The sequence below is a fragment of the Nocardia sp. CA-129566 genome (assembly GCF_050956075.1).
GTDB lineage: Bacteria > Actinomycetota > Actinomycetes > Mycobacteriales > Mycobacteriaceae > Nocardia.
In genome coordinates this window covers 2,721,080-2,739,680 of record NZ_CP192085.1, presented here as the reverse complement: position 1 = coordinate 2,739,680, position 18,601 = coordinate 2,721,080, and the positions used below count along the sequence as shown (strand labels likewise).

The following is an 18,601-nucleotide window of genomic DNA, read 5'->3' as shown; positions in this document are numbered from 1 at the left end:
ATCCCGGTGACCCGCCGGGGACACCGGTGAATCGGCACTCAACAGCTCAGCGGTCGACGCCGCGAACGCCCACGAATCGAATCGAGGAGATATGCAGACAATCGCGCATTGGCTCGACGGCAAGCCCTTCGCCGGCACGAGCTCGGCGTCCGCGCCGGTGACGAATCCGGCGACCGGGGTGGTGACCGGGCAGGTCGCGCTGGCCGGTGTCGAGGATGCCAGGGCGGTGATCGAATCGGCCAAGGCGGCGTTCCCGGAGTGGCGCGATACCTCGCTGGCGCGGCGCACCCAGATCCTGTTCCGGTTCCGCGAACTGCTCAACGAGCGCAAGGAAGAGCTCGCCGAGCTGATCACCGCCGAGCACGGCAAGGTGCGCTCCGATGCGCTCGGCGAGGTGACCCGCGGCCTCGAGGTGGTCGAATTCGCCTGCGGTGTCCCGCATTTGATCAAGGGCGGATTCACCGAGAACGCGTCGACGAAGGTGGATATCTTCTCGATCCGCCAGCCGCTCGGCCCGGTCGCGGTGATATCGCCGTTCAACTTCCCGGCGATGGTGCCGATGTGGTTCTTCCCGATCGCGATCGCCGCCGGAAACACCGTGGTGCTCAAGCCGAGCGAGAAGGATCCGTCCTCTTCGCTGTGGCTGGCCGAGCTGTGGCATGAGGCCGGTTTGCCCGCAGGGGTTTTCAATGTGCTGCAGGGCGATAAGGTCGCGGTCGACGAACTGCTCGACAACCCGAATATCAAGGCCGTCTCATTCGTCGGCTCGACGCCGATCGCGAAGTACGTCTACCAGCGCGGCACCGCCAGTGGCAAGCGCGTGCAGGCGCTCGGCGGCGCGAAGAACCATATGGTCGTGCTGCCCGACGCCGATCTGAATCTGGCGGCCGACGCCGCCGTGAACGCCGGATTCGGCTCCGCGGGTGAGCGTTGTATGGCGATCAGCGTGGTGCTCGCGGTGGGCGCGGTCGGCGATGAGCTGGTCGCCAAGATCACCGAGCGCGCCAAGACCATCAAGACCGGTGATGGCGCCCGCGACACCGATATGGGCCCGCTGGTGACCCGTGAACACCGTGATCGCGTCGCCGCCTATATCGATGCGGGCGAATCCGCGGGAGCCACTGTCGTTCTCGACGGACGCGGCGTTCGGGCCGACGGGGCGGCGGACGGATTCTGGCTCGGCCCGACGATTCTCGATCACGTCGGCACCGAAATGAGCGTCTACACCGACGAAATCTTCGGCCCGGTGCTGTCGGTCGTGCGTGTCGACAGCTACGACGAGGCGCTGGTCCTGATCAACGACAACCCGTACGGCAATGGCACCGCGATCTTCACCAATGACGGCGGCGCGGCCCGGCGCTTCCACAACGAGGTGGAGGTCGGGATGGTCGGCATCAATGTGCCGATCCCGGTTCCGATGGCCTACTACAGCTTCGGCGGCTGGAAGAACTCACTGTTCGGCGATTCCCATGCACATGGCACCGAGGGCGTGCACTTCTTCACCAGGGCCAAGGCCGTGACGACGCGCTGGCTCGATCCGAGCCACGGCGGGCTCGAACTCGGATTCCCGCAGAACAAGTAGCCGGCCCTCTACTGACGCAGGAGAACTCGCCGATGACCCTCCCGAATGGATTGACCGCCGCCGATGCCAGGCAGGCCGCCGCGCACGCCTACGAGCTCGACCGTCGCCACGTATTCCACTCCTGGTCCGCACAAGCGCAGCTCACCCCAATGACCATCACCGCGGCCCAGGGCTGTTACGTCTGGGACGGCGACGGCAATCGCCTGCTCGATTTCTCCTCGCAGATGGTGAACACCAATATCGGTCACCAGCATCCGAAAGTCGTTGCCGCGGTGCGGGAGCAGGCCGCCAAGCTGTGCACCGTGGCACCGCAGCACGTCAACGACGCCCGCTCCGAGGCCGCCCGGCTCATTGCCGAGCGGACCCCGGGCGAGCTGGACAAGATCTTCTTCACCAATGGCGGCGCCGATGCCGTCGAGCACGCGGTCCGGATGGCGCGCCTGCATACCGGACGCTACAAGGTGCTCGCGCGCTATCGCTCCTATCACGGCGGCACCGAGACCGCCATCAACCTCACCGGCGACCCGCGCCGCTGGCCCAATGACCACGGCAATAGTGGGGTCGTCCACTTCTTCGGCCCGTTCCTGTACCGGTCGCAATTCCACGCGAGCACCGAATCCGAGGAAGCCGAACGCGCTTTGGCGCATCTCGAGCAGACCATCGCCTTCGAGGGGCCCGGCACGATCGCCGCGCTCGTGCTCGAATCCATCCCTGGCACTGCGGGAATCATGGTGCCACCGCCCGGATATATGGCGGGTGTGCGGGCACTGTGCGATAAGTACGGCATCGTCTTCATCGCCGATGAAGTGATGTCGGGTTTCGGTCGCACCGGAAAGTGGTTCGCCATAGAGCATTTCGACGGCGTCCTCCCGGATCTGGTGACCTTCGCCAAGGGGGTGAACTCCGGTTATGTGCCGCTCGGCGGTGTCGCCATCGGTCCGGCCATCGCGGCGAGCTTCGATGATCGCCCATACCCGGGCGGGCTGACCTATTCGGGTCATCCGCTGGCGACGGCGGCCGCGGTCGCCACCATCACCGCGATGCGCGACGAGCGAATCGTGGAGAATGCCGCCGATATCGGTGACCGAATCCTCGGTCCGGGTCTACGCGAACTCGCCGAACGCCATCCCAGCATCGGTGATGTGCGCGGTACCGGCGTGTTCTGGGCATTGGAACTGGTGCGGGACAGGCGAACTCGCGAACCGCTCGCCCCCTATGGCGGCACCAGCGCCGCGATATCGGAGACGGTCGCCGCGGCGAAGGCAGCCGGCCTGCTGCTGTTCGTCAATTTCAATCGGCTGCATGTGGTCCCACCGTGTGTCATCGGCGAAGCGGAGGCGAAGGAGGGCCTGGCGATCCTCGACCAGGTGCTGACGATTGCCGACGGGCACGTGGACTGATCAGATTCGACGCCACCCGGGCCTGGCCGCTGCGGCCTGATCCGGGCAATGCCCGGCGCGCGTCCGGCCGATCGGATCGGGAATGTTCTTGATCGGCCGGACGTTTCACTGTCGCATGACCAGTGCTGTGCTTTCCGATGAGTTGAAGAAGTATCTGGACGAGGCCAAGGTGTATGCGACCGCGGCCACGATCGGGCCGAACGGACAACCGCATCTGACCGTCGTCTGGCTCAAGCGCGACGGCGACGATCTCCTGTTCTCCACCACCGTGGATCGCCAGCAGGGCAAGAACCTCGCCCGCGACCCGCGGATCACCGTCATGATCAACCCGCCGGAGAACCGGTACGTGTACGCGGAGATTCGCGGCACCGCCACCCTGACGCCCGATCCGGACAAGACGCTCCCGAACGAGCTGTCGAACCACTACCACGGACTTCCGTACGTCGAATTCAACCCGGCCTCCGTCAACGACGGACCCCGCGTGATCGTCCGTGTCACCCCGCGCAAGGTCGCAGGCCGCCTGTGAGTCGACGGCCGAGCGGAGTCACCCCTGCTTGGCCGCCTCCTGCGCATGCTGCGCCTGCCCCACCTCGGCGGCGGTGTATCGCAAGGTCAGCGCGACCAGACCGACGAGCAGTGCGCCGATCGCGGCGACGAAAAGCACCAGTGTGTAACCGCTGCCGAGGGCATCGAGTTGAGCCGGGGTCATCTCAGAGGGTTTGCCGGTGGTGCCACCGAGTGACAGCGTGCGGGTGGCGGCGACCGGTGCGAGCAGTCCGATCGCGACCGGTGTGCCCAGATTCATGAACATCTGGCCGACCGCCGTCAGCGGTCCGATATTCCTCGGCGGCACACCCACCAGCACACACAGCGGGACCATCACCACCGCCACGCCGATGCCGAATCCGATGACGATGAACAGCACGAGCAGCGTCGGCAGATATCGCACACCGCGATCCAGGGTCGAGCCGAACAGCAATCCGGCGACCATGATCGCCGCGGCGCCACTCAGTAGCCAGCGCGGCGCCACGGTCATCGCCAGTTTCGAGGCGAGCGCCGTACCCATACCCGCGCCGATGGTGAACGGAATGAAGGCGAGCCCGGCAACCAGCGGGCTGTATCCGACGGCATTCTGGACGAACAGGCCAGCAAAATAGGTTGTCGCGCCGAGTACTCCGCTGGCCAGCAGGATCGCACCGAATGTCGCGTTGCGGTCGCGATTATCGAACAGCGACCAGGGCAATAGGGGATTGCGGACCCACCGCTCGGCGAGGACGAAGCAGATCAGCAGCACCACCCCGGCCGCCAGCGAACCGATGATGATCGGACTGTCCCAGCCGAATTCGGGTCCCTCGGTCGCACCGAATACCAAGGACGCACACGCCGCCGTGCCGAGCACCGCGCCGCGCACGTCCAGGGGTAGTCGATGGTGGGTGGTATCGCGCAGTTGGAACAGCGCACCCCACAAGATCATCACCCCGATCGGCACATTGATCAGGAATATCCACCGCCAACTCGCCTCGGTCAGCGCGCCGCCGATCACCAAGCCGCCGACCGAGCCGACCGCCATCATGGAGCCGAAGATCGCGATCGCCTGATTGCGCTCGCGACCGGGTGCGAAGGTGGTCGCCACCAGGGCCAGGGCCGTCGGGGCCGCGAGCGCCGCACCGGTGCCCTGGATCGCGCGGGCCGCGATCAGCATCCCCTCGTTCTGCGCGAGTCCGCACAGCAGTGAGGCCACTGTGAACAGCGCGACCCCGGTGATGAACATGGGCTTGCGGCCGAACGAGTCACCGATCCGGCCGCCGAGCAACATCAGACCTGCGAACGGCAGGCCGTAGGCGGTGACCATCCAGGCGCTACCCGAACTCGATAATCCCAGTTCGTCCTGTAGTCGGGGCAGCGCGAGAATTACCACCGTGCCGTCGAGCACGACCATCAGCTGCAACCCGCTCAGCACCAGAATTGCGAGTCCGAACGCCCGCCGCGTCACCGGAGAACGCGTCGTCGCGGGATTGTCTGGCACAGTCAGCCACTGTAGTCAGACCGACGGATGACCGGAATCGGCCCCGTCCGAGGAATGACCGGCATGGACCCGGTCCGCTGCGATTCCTCCTGCGCATGCTGGGCCTCGGCCAGTTGTTTCGGCGTGAAACGCAGCATCAGGGCGATGAAGCCAGCCGCGACCGCGACGAGTGAGCAGACCGCGAGAACCAGTGTGTACCCGCTGCCGAGTGCGACGATCTCGGCCTCGTTCATATCCGCCGCCTTGCCGGTGCGCCCGCCCATGGACATCGTGCGGGAGGCCGCGATCGGGGTGAGCAGCCCGATGAATACCGGCGTCGCCAAATTCATGAACATCTGGCCCACCGCGGACAGCGGACCGATATCCGACGGCGGCACCCCGACCAGCACGCACAGCGGCGCGAGCACCATCGCAACGCCGACTCCGAAACCGATCACGATCAACAGCGGCAGCAGCATGGTCAGGTAGCTCACACCGCCATCGAGCTGCGAACCGACCAGCAGCCCGGCCGACAACACGAACGCGGAGCCGCACAGCAGCCAGCGCGGTGCGACGACCAACGCCGCCTTGGAGGCCAGCGCGCCGCCGACGCCGATACCGATCGTGAACGGAATCGAGGCGACACCGGCCACCAGCGGGCCGTAGCCGAGCACATTCTGTAGAAACTGCGCGACAAAGAAAGTCATCGCGCCGAGCACACCACCGGCCAGGAAGATCAGCGCGAAGGTGGTGACCCGATCGCGGCTGTCGAACAGCGACCACGGCAGCAGTGGATCGTCGACGGTGCGCTCCACCACCACGAAGACGATGAGCAGCACCACGCCCGCGACCAGCGCGCCGATGATCGCCGGACTACCCCAGCCCATTTCCGGCCCTTCGGTCGCGCCGAACACGATCGCGGCGCAGGCCAGGGTGCCGAGCACCGCGCCGCGGATATCGAGTGCGGAGCGATGGTGTTCGGTGTCCGCGAGCTGGAACAGCGCACCGATGATGATCAATGTGCCGATCGGCACATTGATCAGGAAGATCCAGCGCCAGGACAGCTGGGTCAGCGCACCGCCGACCACCAGACCGCCGACCGATCCGATACCGACCATCGAGCCGACGATCGCGACCGCCTGATTGCGCGCCTTGCCGGGCGCGAAGGTCGTTGCCACCAGCGCGAAGGCCGTCGGCGCGGCGATCGCGGCACCCGCACCCTGCACCGCGCGCGCCGCGATCAGCATGGCCTGACTCTGCGCGAGCCCGCAGAGCAGCGATGCGACGGTGAACAATCCGACGCCGAGCATCAGCATCCGTTTACGCCCGAACGCATCGCCGAGTCGCCCGCCGAGCAGCATGAGACCGGCGAAGGTCAGTCCGTACGAGGTCACCGTCCACGCGGCCCCCGCGCTGGTCATCCCCATCTCCTGCTGCAGTCGCGGCAGGGCGAAGATCACCACCGTGCCGTCGAGCACAACCATCAGCTGCAATCCGCTCAACACGAGAATCGCGAGCCCGAAGGCCCGCTCCGTCACCGGATACTTCATCGTCGCCGCGGGATTATCGAGCACGGTGAGCCACTGTAATTGATACCGATCTCACCCCCGCGCACGCGCGGGCACGATTCGCGCAGTCATAGCGAAAGCCACTGGGCCTTGTGACATGCCCCAATCGTCTGTGCTATTCGGCCGACGACGCGGCCCGCGGCTGGTCCCGATCGGCCGAAAAACCTGCGGTGGGGCCGATGACGACGATCGCGGGCGGGCGGATGCCCTCTGCACGGACCCGGGCGGCGACGGTGCCGAGGTCGGCGCGCAGGATGCGCTGGGTGCGCAGAGTCCCCTCCTGGATGACGGTGGCCGGGGTGTCGGCGGGGCGACCGCCCTCGAGCAGCGCGGTCGCGAATTGTTCGATGCGCTCGACCGCCATCATCAGCACGATGGTGCCGCGCAGCCGGGCCAGGGCGGGCCAGTCGACCAGTGAATCCGGGTGGTCGGGTGCGACATGGCCGCTCACCACCACGAATTCGTGGGTGACGCCGCGATGGGTCACCGGGATGCCGGCGGCGGCGGGGACGGAGATGGGGCTGGTGATACCCGGCACCACGGTCACCGCAACGCCCGCCTCGACGCAGGCCTCGACTTCCTCATAGCCACGCCCGAAGACATACGGGTCGCCGCCCTTGAGCCGCACCACGAATTTGCCCGCCTTGGCACCCTCGATCAGCGCGGAATTGATCGCCTCCTGCGCCATCGCCCGCCCATACGGAATCTTCGCCGCATCGATCACCTCGACATCGGGACCGAGTTCGGCCAGCAGCTCCGGCGGTGCGAGCCGGTCGGCGACAACGAGATTCGCGCGCGCGAGCAGGCGGCGCCCGCGCACCGTGATCAGATCCGGATCGCCGGGACCACCGCCGACCAGCGCGACACCCGGGGTGATCGGCGTCGAATCATCGGACACCACACCCGATTGCAGCGCCTCGAGCAGCGCATTGCGCACCGCCGCGGAGCGTCGATGCTGACCACCGGCCAGCACACCGAGGGTGAGTCCGTCGTGCCGGGCGGTCGCGGGAGTCACCGCGGTGCCGAGCCGGGCGATGTCGGCGCGCACACAGAAGATCCGGCGCCGGGTGGCCTCCTCGACCACCGCGGCATTGGTCTCCGGTTCGTCGGTGCAGGCGATCGCGTACCAGGCGCCGTCCAGATCGCCCTCGGCATAGGCGCGCAACGTCAGCGTGAGCTGCCCCGATGTCGCCATACCCTCCACCGCCGGGGTGACTTCGCGACTGACCACATGCACATCCGCCCCGGAAGCGATCAGCAACCCGAGCCGGCGCTGCGCCACCGTCCCGCCGCCGACCACGACGACACGCCGCCCATGGAGATCGAGCCCGACCAGGTAGTTCGGATCGCTGGCTGGACGGGCATCGGAGTCGCGTTCCGACTGGTCATCGGTGGGTACTGGCGTGTTCGGCACAGTGTTCGAGCCTACGTCCTGCGGACATGCTCTCGGCAATCACCCGCCTCAGCAACTGTGCGGCAAGGGCATCGCCCGCGAGCTGACGGTCCGCGACCAGCAGGCAGGCCGACATCACGCAGGTTCGGACGGGCCAGCTCGTTACGACGGTCCTCGGCCCAACCGGATTTCGGATCGAGCGGTCCCTATACTCCGGCACATGAATCGCTGGGGTCGGGTGGTCCGTGCGGCGGTATCGGTGCTGTTGATCGGCTGGCTCGCGACGGGTGGTAGCGCGCAGGCGGATCCGGCGGCCTATACGCCTGCCGACGGAGTCGAATCGGTTTACTTCCAGGCAGGGCCGTCGACGGTCACCGAAGAGATCGGATTCGGTTGTTGTGATTCGACCGGGGCCGAGTACGACATCTGGTACCCGAGCGATCTCGGCGCCACCCGGCATCCGATCGTGGTGTGGGGCAACGGCACCGATGCCGTGCCGAGCCAATACGCCTATCTGTTGCGGCATTTGGCGTCGTGGGGATTCGTCGTGATCGCGACGGAGAATCGGCAGACCGGGTCCGGGGTCGACATCCTGTCGTCGCTGACGTATCTGCTGGACCGGGCGCGGGATCCGTCGAGCGTATTCTTCGGCAGGCTGGACCCGACGTCGGTCGGTGCGCTGGGGCATTCTCAAGGCGCGAACGGTGTACTCAACGCGATGATCAATTCGGCCGGGGCGATCAAGACCGCGATTCCGTTCGAATTACCCGCCCGGATCTGGTGCTCGGGCACCTGTGCCGACACCCGGAGCCTGAGTTCGGGTTCGCTGTTCTTGGTGAACGGCTCGGCGGATGTCTTCATTTCGCCGTCGGATCAGCTACGGCCGTGGGAGTCCAGCGGGTTGCAGTCGAATCGAGCCTATTACGAGGCCGCGACCGTAACGAAGGCATGGGGCACGCTGAACGGGTTGAACCACAACGATATTCAGGGTCAACCCGACTGCGCTCGAGCTTCCTCTCCGTGCACCACCGGGGTGTACGGATACCTGGGCTACCCAACCGCCTGGTTGCTGGCCGAACTCCGTGGCGACATCACCGCCCGCAGCACATTCGTCGCGGGCACCGGCCGATTTCTGGCCCCATCACCGAACTGGAGCAACCAAACCAGCACGGTGCACTGACTTTGCGACGAACTGTCCGCAGCGAAGCTCGCGCTGGCGTACGATTCGTCGGTTGTCCGGAACCCGATCAGCAACCAGTGTTCAGGGATGGCATTGACCGATGACACGCCGCTGGCATCCGAATACGCCGATCGCGTCATCGCGGTGGAACCGGGCGGCAACGAATACATTCCCGATGACGCGCGGCACGGCAGCCCGCGCCAACTCTTCTGGACCTGGACCTCACCGAACCTGGAGTTCGCCACCATCTTCATCGGCGTGCTGTCGGTGACCGCCTTCGGCATGAACTTCTGGCAAGCCGGACTCGGGCTGGCCGTCGGCGTCGGACTCGGCGCTGCCGCACATTACGTGCTGTCCGCGCGCGGCCCACTCTTCGGTGTGCCACAAATGGTGTTGGGCCGCACGGCATTCGGCTATCGCGGCAATGCGCTGCCCGCGGCGTTCATGTCGATCATGTGCGGCGTGGGCTGGTTCGCCACCAATAGCGTCAGCGGTGCGTTCGCGCTGAGCACCCTGACCGGGATGCCCAAACTCGCCGCATTAGGGCTGATCGTGGTGGCGCAGACCGGATTTGCCGTCTTCGGTCACAATCTGGTGCACGCGTTCGAGCGGATCGTCTTCCCGGCGCTGGCCATGGTGTTCCTGATCGTGACAGTCGTGATCTTCACCAAGGCCGACCTCGGTGCCGCGGCGCCGTCCGGTGGCGTGGGCGGTATGGGTGGGTTCCTGCTCACCGTCGGCACCGCGTTCGGGTACGCAGGTGGCTGGAATCCGTACGCGGCGGACTACTCTCGCTATCTGCCCGCCGCGGTGTCGAAGGTCGCGACCGGCGGTTACGCGGCGGCCGGATTGTTCGTTTCCTGCCTGTGGCTGTCGGTGCTCGGCGCCGCATCGGCGACCATAGCCAGCACGGTTGTCGGCAGTCCGACCGATATCTTCACAGCGAATCTGCCTACGGCGCTCGCCGATCTGACATTGTTGGCGATCGCCATCGGGGCCGTCGCCGCCAATGCGCTCAATGTGTATTCGGGTGCGATGGCTTTTGTGACCATTGGTGTCAAGTTGCCGCTGCGCACCCAGCGCGCCGTTGTATCGATCGTGTTCGGCGCCATCGGTTTTCTGGTCGCGTGGTGGGCACTGCCCGACGCGGCCGCCAGCTACGAGTCGTTCCTGCTCGTCGTCGCCTATTGGATCGGCCCCTGGCTCGGCGTCATGTTCGCCGACCAATACCTGCGACGCGGCCGCAAACTCGACGGGCTGCTGTACAACCGCTCCTACACCAATTGGGGTGGTGTGGCAGCATTCCTGATCGGTCTGGTCATCTCCGTATTGTTGTTCTCCAACCAAGCCAAGTTCACCGGCTACGCGGTTCGCGCGCTACCGGACCTCGGCGATATCACCTTCTTCGTCGGCTTCCTGCTCTCTGGAGTCGCGTATTTCGTGCTCGCGCGTCCGCGTAACTCCGCCGACGATTCGGTCGCCGCGTCTACCGAGTGACCGTGTCGGGGCGGATACGAAGGGCGACGATCCCCGATTCAGTGGATCTGATCGGGCACAGGCCGTACAGTTGAGTTGTCACGCGAGTGATGCTGGGCGGTGGGACGCCGTTGTGAGCGACGCCCCACCTGATGGGTTAGCTAGCCCGCAACCAGCGGACCAGCAGGAGAGCCCCGGCGATCACGGCAGCACCTACGAAGACGATGCCGTAGTCGACCGGGGCCTTGCTCTTTTTCCGGCGATGTTTCGCCATCCCCACCACCTCCCTTCTGGGCGCGGAGTAGGACCGAGTCCTCCGCCCCTCGAAGAGAGGTGGCATCACCGTACGCGAGCCGACCGGCGAAAACTGTTGTATTGCTGGGATTTTCCGACGCCTACGGCGCGTCAGCTCACTGCGGCGAGTCGGTGGGCGCACAGGGCTAGCAGCAAGGTTCCGGCTAATGCCGGGTCGCTCGGGTCGTAACCGAGGAGTTCGCGGATGCGGTCGAGGCGTTGATAGAGAGATTGGCGTCCGATATGCAAGGCGGTGGCGCTGCGGGTCGGGCTGGCGCCGTGCCGGAGGTAGACCTCCAGGGTGCGGGACAAATTGCTGTGATGGGTTGTGTCCCAGGCGATCAGGGGCGCGACGGTGGTGGCTATCAAGCGAGTTCGTTCGGATTCCGGGAGAGATTCGACCACCAACTCCGTGGCCAATTCGCGGCAGGTCGAGATCGGGCTGCCCGCCAGCCGATCCCGGCGATGAACAGTCGCGAGCCGGAGTGCGGAACGTGTGGCTTGCAGCGAGCCGGTGAGCGCGGGCGCGGTGAACTCACAAGGATCGCCGACCACGATCGTGACCCCTTCGACAGCATTGGTAGCAAACGACTTTCGCAGTACGCGTACTGCGGCACCGACCGGATCCGCACCACCTCGCTCGACCGTGAGCACCCCATACGTCGTGGCATGCACCTCCCCAGCGAGCCCAGGTCTACCGAGTTCCTTTGCCGCGGTATCCAATAGACGCGCGGCAATACGCGCATCAGGCGCGTCGATCGCGACCGGGACGAGTATCCGCCCCGACAGCGCCGCAACTCCGGCTGCGGTACCGCGCACCTTCAGATCGGCCTGTCGAATCGGCTTGCCGTCCAACAGATCCGCCAGCAGCGTCATTGCCGCCAGTTGCGGCCGCCCGGTCGGCGCACCCGAATTCGTCAGGGCCAAACCGAGGCTCGGCGCGGACTGCTCCAGCACCTGCGCCAGCGTGGCCTCGTCGAGCACGGATCCCGGTCCCGCGGTGAGCGTTCCCCAGTTGTTCTCCCGCGCACGGATCGGCGCCGAGGCGACCGCCGCTTCGACGGCGGCCCACGCCGATCGATCATCGTCCACGCCGTGCGCCGCGATCAACGCACCATTGCCGCTGGTCACGATCAAAGCACAGCCGGTAGCGGCACCGATCCTGGCGAGCAGATGCGCCAACCCGTTACCCGCCGCGAGTTCCTTGGTGACATCACGCGCGAGCTCGTTGAGCAACCGCAGCGCCGACACCTCCCGCGACACGATCTCGGTATTGGCCGCCCGGCACAGGTCGATGAACGGCACCACAGCGCGCAGCGCGATCAGCGGCAGCCCATTGTGCGAAGCCTCCGCCACCATATCCGGCGGCATCGCGTCGAAGGTGCGCCCCAACTCGAACGCCACCCCGGCGACCCCGCGGCCCGCTATCTCGCGCAGATAGTGCCGGCGCGTCCCCGCATCGACACCGGCCAGGCCCAGGCCGGTGGTGAGCAGCAGTTCACCACCGGACAGCAGCGGGCTGATCTCGTAGATCTCGCTGGAGTGCACCCAGCGAACCGACCGCCCCAATCTGCTGTGACCAGCGAGAACGAGCGGATCGGCCGCACTGAACTGATCGGCGAGTAGCTCGCGGACGGTGGGCAACATACGGTCATCTTGTCATCCCGACCACCGATCCGAGCGGACGAACTGTACGTTGCGATAGCCGCCCGGTTCCTGGAGGTTGGAGCCATGACGCAGGCGATACCGGCACGGCAACTGCTAGAGGTGGCTTATGACGAGGCGCTGCGGGGACTGGCGGAAGGCGGGATCCCGATCGGCGCGGCCCTGTTCGCGGCCGACGGCACCCTGCTCGGACGCGGGCACAACCGCCGGGTGCAATCCGGCGATCCCAGTATCCACGCCGAAACCGACGCGTTTCGCAACGCGGGCCGCCGCCGCGACTACGGCTCGACCATCATGGTGACCACACTCTCGCCGTGCTGGTACTGCAGCGGGCTGGTACGCCAGTTCGGCATCGGAGCGGTCATTATCGGGGAGTCGCGGACCTTCCACGGCGGCCACGACTGGCTGGCCGAACACGGCGTCGCGGTGACCGTGCTCGAGGACCAGCGCTGCATCGACCTGATGACCGCGTTCATCACCGACCAGCCACTGCTCTGGCACGAAGACATCGGGGTGTCCGACCAGATCGACGCGCAGTAGCAGAACACCCCGTCGAGCCTTCCGCACGCTGGCCGAATAGAAGGGACCGAAGCATGAACTCGATCGCCTCGATCGACCTCACCCGGTGGCGGGCGGGCGGACCGGCCGCCGCCGAAGTCGAACGCGACGTGGACCAGGGGTTGCGTCGCGCCGGATTCCTGCTCGTCTACGGGCACGGCATACCGGCGGAACTGCCCGCGCAGGTGCGTGCGGCGGCCCGCCGCTTCTTCGCGCTGCCGGACGAGGTCAAGCAACGCTACGCCGTCACCGTCGGCGGCCGTGGCTGGATCGGTCCCGGTAAGGAGGCCAACGGATATGCCGAGGGCACCGAAACGCCACCCGATCTCAAGGAGACCTACGCCGTCGGCGCCGACACCCACACCGGCGATCCCGAGGTCGACGAGGTCTGGTTCCTGCCCAATGTCTGGCCCGAAGAAGTGATCGAACTGCGCGAGCTGATGACCGCCTATACCGCCGCCATGCGCACCCTCTCCGATGAGTTGCTCGCCCTGTTCGCTGCCGCACTTCAGTTGCCAGCCAACCCTTTTCAGGGGCTGGCCGCACGTCCCACCTGGACCTGCAATATCAACCACTACCCGCCGCTGAGCGCGGTCGGCGCGCCCGAACCCGGTCAGTACCGCATCGGCCCGCATACCGATTTCGGCACCGTCACCGTGCTCGATCGCGAGCCCGGCGCCGGCGGATTGCAGATCTACACCGAAGCCGGAGGCTGGGCCGACGCACCCTACGATCCGGCCGCGCTGACCGTGAATATCGGTGACCTGCTCGCCTATTGGAGCGGCGAACGCTGGCCGTCCGGCAGGCATCGGGTGCTGCCACCGCAACCGGAGGCGCCCGAGGAGGATCTGGTCTCGCTGATCTACTTCTACGAACTCGATCACGATGCCGTGGTCACCCCGCTCGAGCCGCCGATCGGCCGGGTGCGCGGACTGAAACCGGTGGTGTCGGCGGCCTTCCTGCGCACCAGGCTGGACGCCATCACCATCGGCTGATCCGGTACTTCGGCAAGGGATTTCAGCGGAAGTACGGATAGTCCTGCACCCAGTTGAAGCCACGGCCGCGCAGCGGGAAGCTGTTCAGATCGACCCGCTGCAGGGCGATGGTCACCGGCCGACCGTTCAACTGCCCGTTCAGCGTCAGACGGTCGGGCGCGGGCTGTTCGAAGGTGAACGTGGCGACCGAACTCGGCTGGGCGTCCGGCTGCTGCGGCGGTGCGGATACCGCGATCGTATGCGCGGCGGTATCGACAGTGGGGACGACCGGCACCAGCGTGCCGTCCATCTTCTGATAGGTCATCCCCGGCACATCGAAAACGACTCGCTGCCAGCGTGTGTCATCGGTGGTCAGCGGCGGAACCGGCACCCCGTCCTTGGTGAACTCCGATACCGTCCAGATCCCGTACAGCGGCGGCTTCGGGCTGCCACCGCCGCCCTCGTTCCAGTACTTCAGCCCCGTGTGCACGAAACCCAACGCCATCCACACGCCGAGCGCGATCTGCAGCGCGATCGCGATCCATCGAGCTCGGTTGCCGCGGAACGGATCCGGCTGCGTGGCGGGTTCGCATGGCCGGTTCAGCACCAGCACATTCGCCAGCCGCCGCGCCTGCGGCGCCAGCAGGACCATGCTCAGCAGCATGAGGTGGAAGGACAGGATCTTGACCGGGACGTCGAAGGTCATATTGAGCACGAAGACCTGCGCCAAGCTCACCAGGCTCAACATCGCGCCGAGCGTCGCGGTGCGCGGTAGGAAAAGCAAGAGCCCGCCGAGCACTTCGGCGCAGCCGAGCAAGATCTCGTAGGTCGGTGAACTCCCGACCTGATGCCACAGCACCGAGGCGGGGCTGAACTCACCATATGGTTGCAGCAGTGTGGCCAGCGAGGGCTCGGGCATCTGCGTCGGAATCGCCTTGGCGAACCCGTACAGCAGCATCTGTCCGCCCAGGCAGATCCGGATGAAGAGCAGGAACCAGGCCTGTAGCCGCTGATAGTTCGGCCGGTGCCGGTCCAGCACCGTCCAGATGAGCGTCGCCACCACCGCGACGATCAGCAGGCAGCAGATGAATGACCAGAAGAACCACTGATCGCCGCTGCCGGAATCCTCCCGCAGCACCACCTCGGTATCGAACAACCCGCGCCCGGACCATTCGACGACCGGGCTCATCACGCGAAGTTCCCAGATCGCCGCGTTGTCGGGCAGAGAGTCGACCAGTAGTCCGGCAAATGCGAAGGGAATCTGGGAAAACAGCAGGCAGAACAGGCCGAAATAGCCGAAGCAGAACCGAAACACGATCCGGGTCAACAGATTCCACCGAACCGGAGCCCCGAGCGGTATGTCGCTGTCCGCCCGATCCAGAACCTCCGTACCGACCGCACTCACACCGATCCCCTCACGCTCACCCGACGACGCCACGTCAGCCGACGGTATCCGCGCGATTGCCCACTCGCTTCCAGGAAAACCCCGATTTCCACCCCGACCCATCGGGGTACGCGCATCCGCCGGAAGTATGACCGCCGGCTCGCCGATTGCCCGGCGCGCTGGAATGTCAATACCGAATATCACCCAGTGAGGGTCGTACGTTTTCTTCGAATTTTTGCGGTAAGCACCGACTAGAACGCGTTACAGTCGCCGCAGGCACATGCGTCAGGAGGACAGAGAATGGCCGAAGATCCGGACCCCACCGCGCGGCGGCAGCTGACCGTCAGCGCGCGGGACCTCGACACCCTCGCCGAGGACCTGTCCCGGTGGCTGGGCGGCAGGGTCGGCGCGGATCACCCGCCCAAGATCTCGGCGCTGTCGCGGCCGCAGGGCGCCGGGATGTCGAGTCCGACGGTGCTGTTCGACGCCGAATGGAGTGTGGGCGGGCGGACCGAGCACGGCTCGTTCGTGGCCAGGATGACGCCGGAGCGCGATTCCTTCCCGGTCTTCGAAAACTATGACCTGGAACTGCAATACCGGATCATGGCAGGGGTCGCGGCGGCCTCGGAGGTGCCGGTACCCGAATTGTGCTGGCTGGAGACCGACGAGAAGGCGCTCGGCACAAAGTTTTTCGTCATGCGCCGGATCGAGGGGCGGGTGCCCTCGGACAATCCGCCGTATGTGTTCATCGGCTGGCTGTTCGACGCCAGTCCCGAGGAACGTGCCGAACTGACCGCGAAGACCGTCGAGGTCATCGCGAAGGTGCATGAAATCCCGGACCCGGCAACGCGATTCCCGATGTTGGACGGTCCCGGTCAGGCGCTGCGCCGTCATGTCGAATGGCACCGGGACTGGTATCGCTGGGCGTTGGCCGATGACGGTTACCCGATCCCGTTGATCGAGCGGACCTTCGACTGGCTCGACGCGCACTGGCCCGCCGATCCCGGCCCCGACGTGCTCAGCTGGGGCGACTCCCGCCCCGGCAATGTGCTGTACGACGGATTCACCCCGGTCGGCGTACTCGACTGGGAAATGGCCGGACTCGGCCCGCGTGAGCTGGATATCGCCTGGCTCATTTTCATTCACCGCTTCTTCCAGGACATCGCCACCCGCTTCGACCAGCCGGGGCTGCCGGACTTCCTGCGGCGCGCGGATGTTGTCGCGAAATACGAAGAGATCACCGGATATACGGTCCGCGATCTCGACTTCTACATCGTCTACGCGGCGCTGCGGCACGCGATCGTCATGGCCAGGGTCAAGCGCCGGATGATCCATTTCGGCGAGGACACCGACACTGCCGATCGCGACGACTACGTGATGCACCGGGCAAGCCTCGAGGCGCTGCTCGACGGAACCTACGAATGGGATTAGAGGAAATCATGGCTGTACCCGAGGGTCGCTCCGTAGGCTCCGCGCCTTCGCCCCTTGATGAATACCCCATCCACCAGACCCATCTGTCGATGGCCCGAGTCGCCAGCAGCGACCGGAACTTCTACGACCGAAGCTATTTCAACGGTCACGACCGCGATGGCGGCACCTTCTTCGTCACCGGCGGCGGCGTCTATCCGAACCTCGGCGTGATCGACGCGTACGCCTGCGTCCGGCGTGGTGATATCCAGCGCACGGTCCGCTTCTCCGACGCGCTCGGCGATCGCGGCGTCGACCTGCGGGTCGGCGGCTACCGCATCGAGGTGCAGGAACCGCTGCAGCGCATCCGGGTGGTCTGCGAGCACGACGATCTCGGCTTCGACCTCACCTGGCACGGATCGTTCCCCACCGTCGAGGAACAGCCGCATCTGATCCTCAACGGCAACCGCCCGATCATCCAGGCGACCCGTTTCGCGCAGGTCGGCTCGTGGGAGGGGACGCTGCACGTCGACGGCACAGACCTCACCGTCGACCCGGCCGTCTGGATGGGCACCAGGGACCGCTCCTGGGGCATTCGCCCGGTCGGCGAACCCGAGCCTCCGGGCCGCGCTGCCGCCGAACCCTCCGGCGGATTCTGGTGGATGTATGTGCCGATTCGCTTCGACGATTTCGCCATCGTGGTGATTCTGCAGGAGGAGCCCGACGGCAAGCGCACCCTCAACGACGCCGTCCGTGTCTTCCCGGACGGCCGCACCGAACAGTTGGGATGGCCGCGCTACCACATCGAATACCGTTCCGGCACACGGCATCCCGTAGGCGCTCGGTTGGAGCTCACCACCCAGGACGGTAAACCGCTCGAGGTCGAGATCCGCACCGTCACCAATGTCGCCCTGCACGTCGGCTGCGGTTACGGCGGCGACCCGGACTGGCTGCACGGCCGCTGGATGGGCCGCGATTGGTCCTCGAGCAGCACCTACGACCTCACCGACCCGGCCATTGCTGGCCGCGTCCCCTTCGGCGTCATCGACCACGTCGCGCATGCCCGCTGCGGGGAGTCCGAGGGGTGGGGTTTGTTCGAGCACGCGAGTCTCGGTCGACACGATCCGACCGGCTTCGCCGACTGGGGCTCCGTGGCGCCGTAGGGGTTCCGGACGGGCGCGTCCGAGCGGGCAGGTTCGCGCGGGCGCGTCCGGGCGGGCCCCATGAGCGGGTACGTCCGAGCGTTCTTCACCATCGGCCCGTCGCCTATCGAACTCGGCAAACCTGCCGCTTCCTGACTCGCGTTATGCCGAAGGCGATTCGGCGACGAGCGCGGCAGCAATCACGATTCCATCGACCGTCCGCTTGGGGATAACAAGCGGCCCACCGGCGGCGAGCAGCGCGGCAGCCTCCGCGACACTCGAGGTACCGAGCGCGTCACCGGTGCGGGCCGAGGGGTTGGGAACATCGACCTGGGCAAGTTCGGCCGCCGCATAAGCACGGACCGAAGCACCCAACCGGCTCGCGACACCGAGCAGGCCACGCTCCCCAGCGCGCCGGTCAATGGTCGCGAGACAGGCAATGGGCTGGTCACCCACCACTTCTCGCAGCGCAGCCAGCAGGCGTTCGCTCGATGTCCCCGGTCGAAACCCGATCCCGACAGCCAAATCGCGTGATCGCGCTTGCCTATTGGGCGATGCGACCACGATCGCCGA

General features: G+C 66.2%; 15 protein-coding genes. 9 read left to right on the top strand and 6 right to left on the bottom strand.

Annotated features, from left to right (window positions below; translation table 11 throughout):
• The first annotated feature begins 91 nt into the window (after positions 1-91).
• The 3 genes from ACQP0C_RS12270 (at position 92) to ACQP0C_RS12260 (ending at position 3,508) form a co-directional block, all read left to right on the top strand.
• Positions 92-1,582: a CoA-acylating methylmalonate-semialdehyde dehydrogenase gene (locus ACQP0C_RS12270; protein WP_433733041.1), complete on the top strand. Its 1,491-nt coding sequence runs from the start codon at positions 92-94 to the stop codon at positions 1,580-1,582.
• Positions 1,583-1,614: 32 nt separating this feature from the next.
• Positions 1,615-2,982, top strand: a complete 1,368-nt coding sequence (locus ACQP0C_RS12265) for an aspartate aminotransferase family protein (protein WP_433733040.1) — start codon at positions 1,615-1,617, stop codon at positions 2,980-2,982.
• 115 nt (positions 2,983-3,097) lie between these two features.
• Positions 3,098-3,508: a PPOX class F420-dependent oxidoreductase gene (locus ACQP0C_RS12260; RefSeq protein WP_433733039.1), complete on the top strand. Its 411-nt coding sequence runs from the start codon at positions 3,098-3,100 to the stop codon at positions 3,506-3,508.
• An 18-nt stretch (positions 3,509-3,526) separates the two neighbouring features.
• On the opposite strand, the gene ACQP0C_RS12255 is transcribed toward ACQP0C_RS12260, so the two are convergent.
• From ACQP0C_RS12255 to cobA, 3 genes are all read right to left on the bottom strand, one after another.
• Positions 3,527-5,008 carry an MFS transporter gene (locus ACQP0C_RS12255; protein ID WP_433733038.1) on the bottom strand — a complete coding sequence of 494 codons (1,482 nt, stop codon included), beginning with the start codon at positions 5,006-5,008 and terminating at the stop codon, positions 3,527-3,529.
• A gap of 2 nt (positions 5,009-5,010) precedes the next feature.
• A complete protein-coding gene (locus ACQP0C_RS12250; protein WP_433734525.1) occupies positions 5,011-6,537 on the bottom strand; it encodes an MFS transporter in 1,527 nt (508 codons plus the stop codon).
• A gap of 133 nt (positions 6,538-6,670) precedes the next feature.
• Positions 6,671-7,891: a uroporphyrinogen-III C-methyltransferase gene (gene cobA / locus ACQP0C_RS12245; protein WP_433734524.1), complete on the bottom strand. Its 1,221-nt coding sequence runs from the start codon at positions 7,889-7,891 to the stop codon at positions 6,671-6,673.
• Between the two features lie 277 nt (positions 7,892-8,168).
• Here cobA and ACQP0C_RS12240 point away from each other — a divergent pair, with 277 nt between their 5' ends.
• Both ACQP0C_RS12240 and ACQP0C_RS12235 read left to right on the top strand, forming a co-directional pair.
• On the top strand, positions 8,169-9,128 hold the full coding sequence (locus ACQP0C_RS12240) for a hypothetical protein (RefSeq protein WP_433733037.1): 960 nt from the start codon (positions 8,169-8,171) through the stop codon (positions 9,126-9,128).
• Positions 9,129-9,215: 87 nt separating this feature from the next.
• A complete protein-coding gene (locus ACQP0C_RS12235; RefSeq protein WP_433733036.1) occupies positions 9,216-10,625 on the top strand; it encodes a purine-cytosine permease family protein in 1,410 nt (469 codons plus the stop codon).
• 384 nt (positions 10,626-11,009) lie between these two features.
• On the opposite strand, the gene ACQP0C_RS12230 is transcribed toward ACQP0C_RS12235, so the two are convergent.
• Entirely contained in the window at positions 11,010-12,545 is a 1,536-nt protein-coding gene (locus tag ACQP0C_RS12230; protein ID WP_433733035.1) for a PucR family transcriptional regulator, read from the bottom strand.
• Positions 12,546-12,629: 84 nt separating this feature from the next.
• On the opposite strand from ACQP0C_RS12230, the gene ACQP0C_RS12225 reads away from it, so the two are divergent.
• Positions 12,630-13,103 (top strand): nucleoside deaminase, encoded by a 474-nt coding sequence (locus ACQP0C_RS12225; protein WP_433733034.1) that lies wholly within the window; start codon positions 12,630-12,632, stop codon positions 13,101-13,103.
• 53 nt (positions 13,104-13,156) lie between these two features.
• The gene (locus ACQP0C_RS12220) at positions 13,157-14,116 is read left to right on the top strand and encodes an isopenicillin N synthase family dioxygenase (RefSeq protein WP_433733033.1); all 960 of its coding nucleotides are present in this window, start codon (positions 13,157-13,159) and stop codon (positions 14,114-14,116) included.
• 22 nt (positions 14,117-14,138) lie between these two features.
• Here ACQP0C_RS12220 and ACQP0C_RS12215 read toward each other — a convergent pair whose 3' ends face one another.
• Positions 14,139-15,500, bottom strand: a complete 1,362-nt coding sequence (locus ACQP0C_RS12215) for a DoxX family protein (protein ID WP_433733032.1) — start codon at positions 15,498-15,500, stop codon at positions 14,139-14,141.
• A 279-nt stretch (positions 15,501-15,779) separates the two neighbouring features.
• Here ACQP0C_RS12215 and ACQP0C_RS12210 point away from each other — a divergent pair, with 279 nt between their 5' ends.
• Both ACQP0C_RS12210 and ACQP0C_RS12205 read left to right on the top strand, forming a co-directional pair.
• Positions 15,780-16,910, top strand: a complete 1,131-nt coding sequence (locus tag ACQP0C_RS12210) for a phosphotransferase family protein (protein WP_433733031.1) — start codon at positions 15,780-15,782, stop codon at positions 16,908-16,910.
• 8 nt (positions 16,911-16,918) lie between these two features.
• Positions 16,919-18,049 carry a hypothetical protein gene (locus ACQP0C_RS12205; protein WP_433733030.1) on the top strand — a complete coding sequence of 377 codons (1,131 nt, stop codon included), beginning with the start codon at positions 16,919-16,921 and terminating at the stop codon, positions 18,047-18,049.
• Between the two features lie 141 nt (positions 18,050-18,190).
• On the opposite strand, the gene ACQP0C_RS12200 is transcribed toward ACQP0C_RS12205, so the two are convergent.
• A complete protein-coding gene (locus tag ACQP0C_RS12200) occupies positions 18,191-18,592 on the bottom strand; it encodes a cobalamin biosynthesis protein (protein ID WP_433734523.1) in 402 nt (133 codons plus the stop codon).
• Positions 18,593-18,601 lie beyond the last annotated feature (9 nt).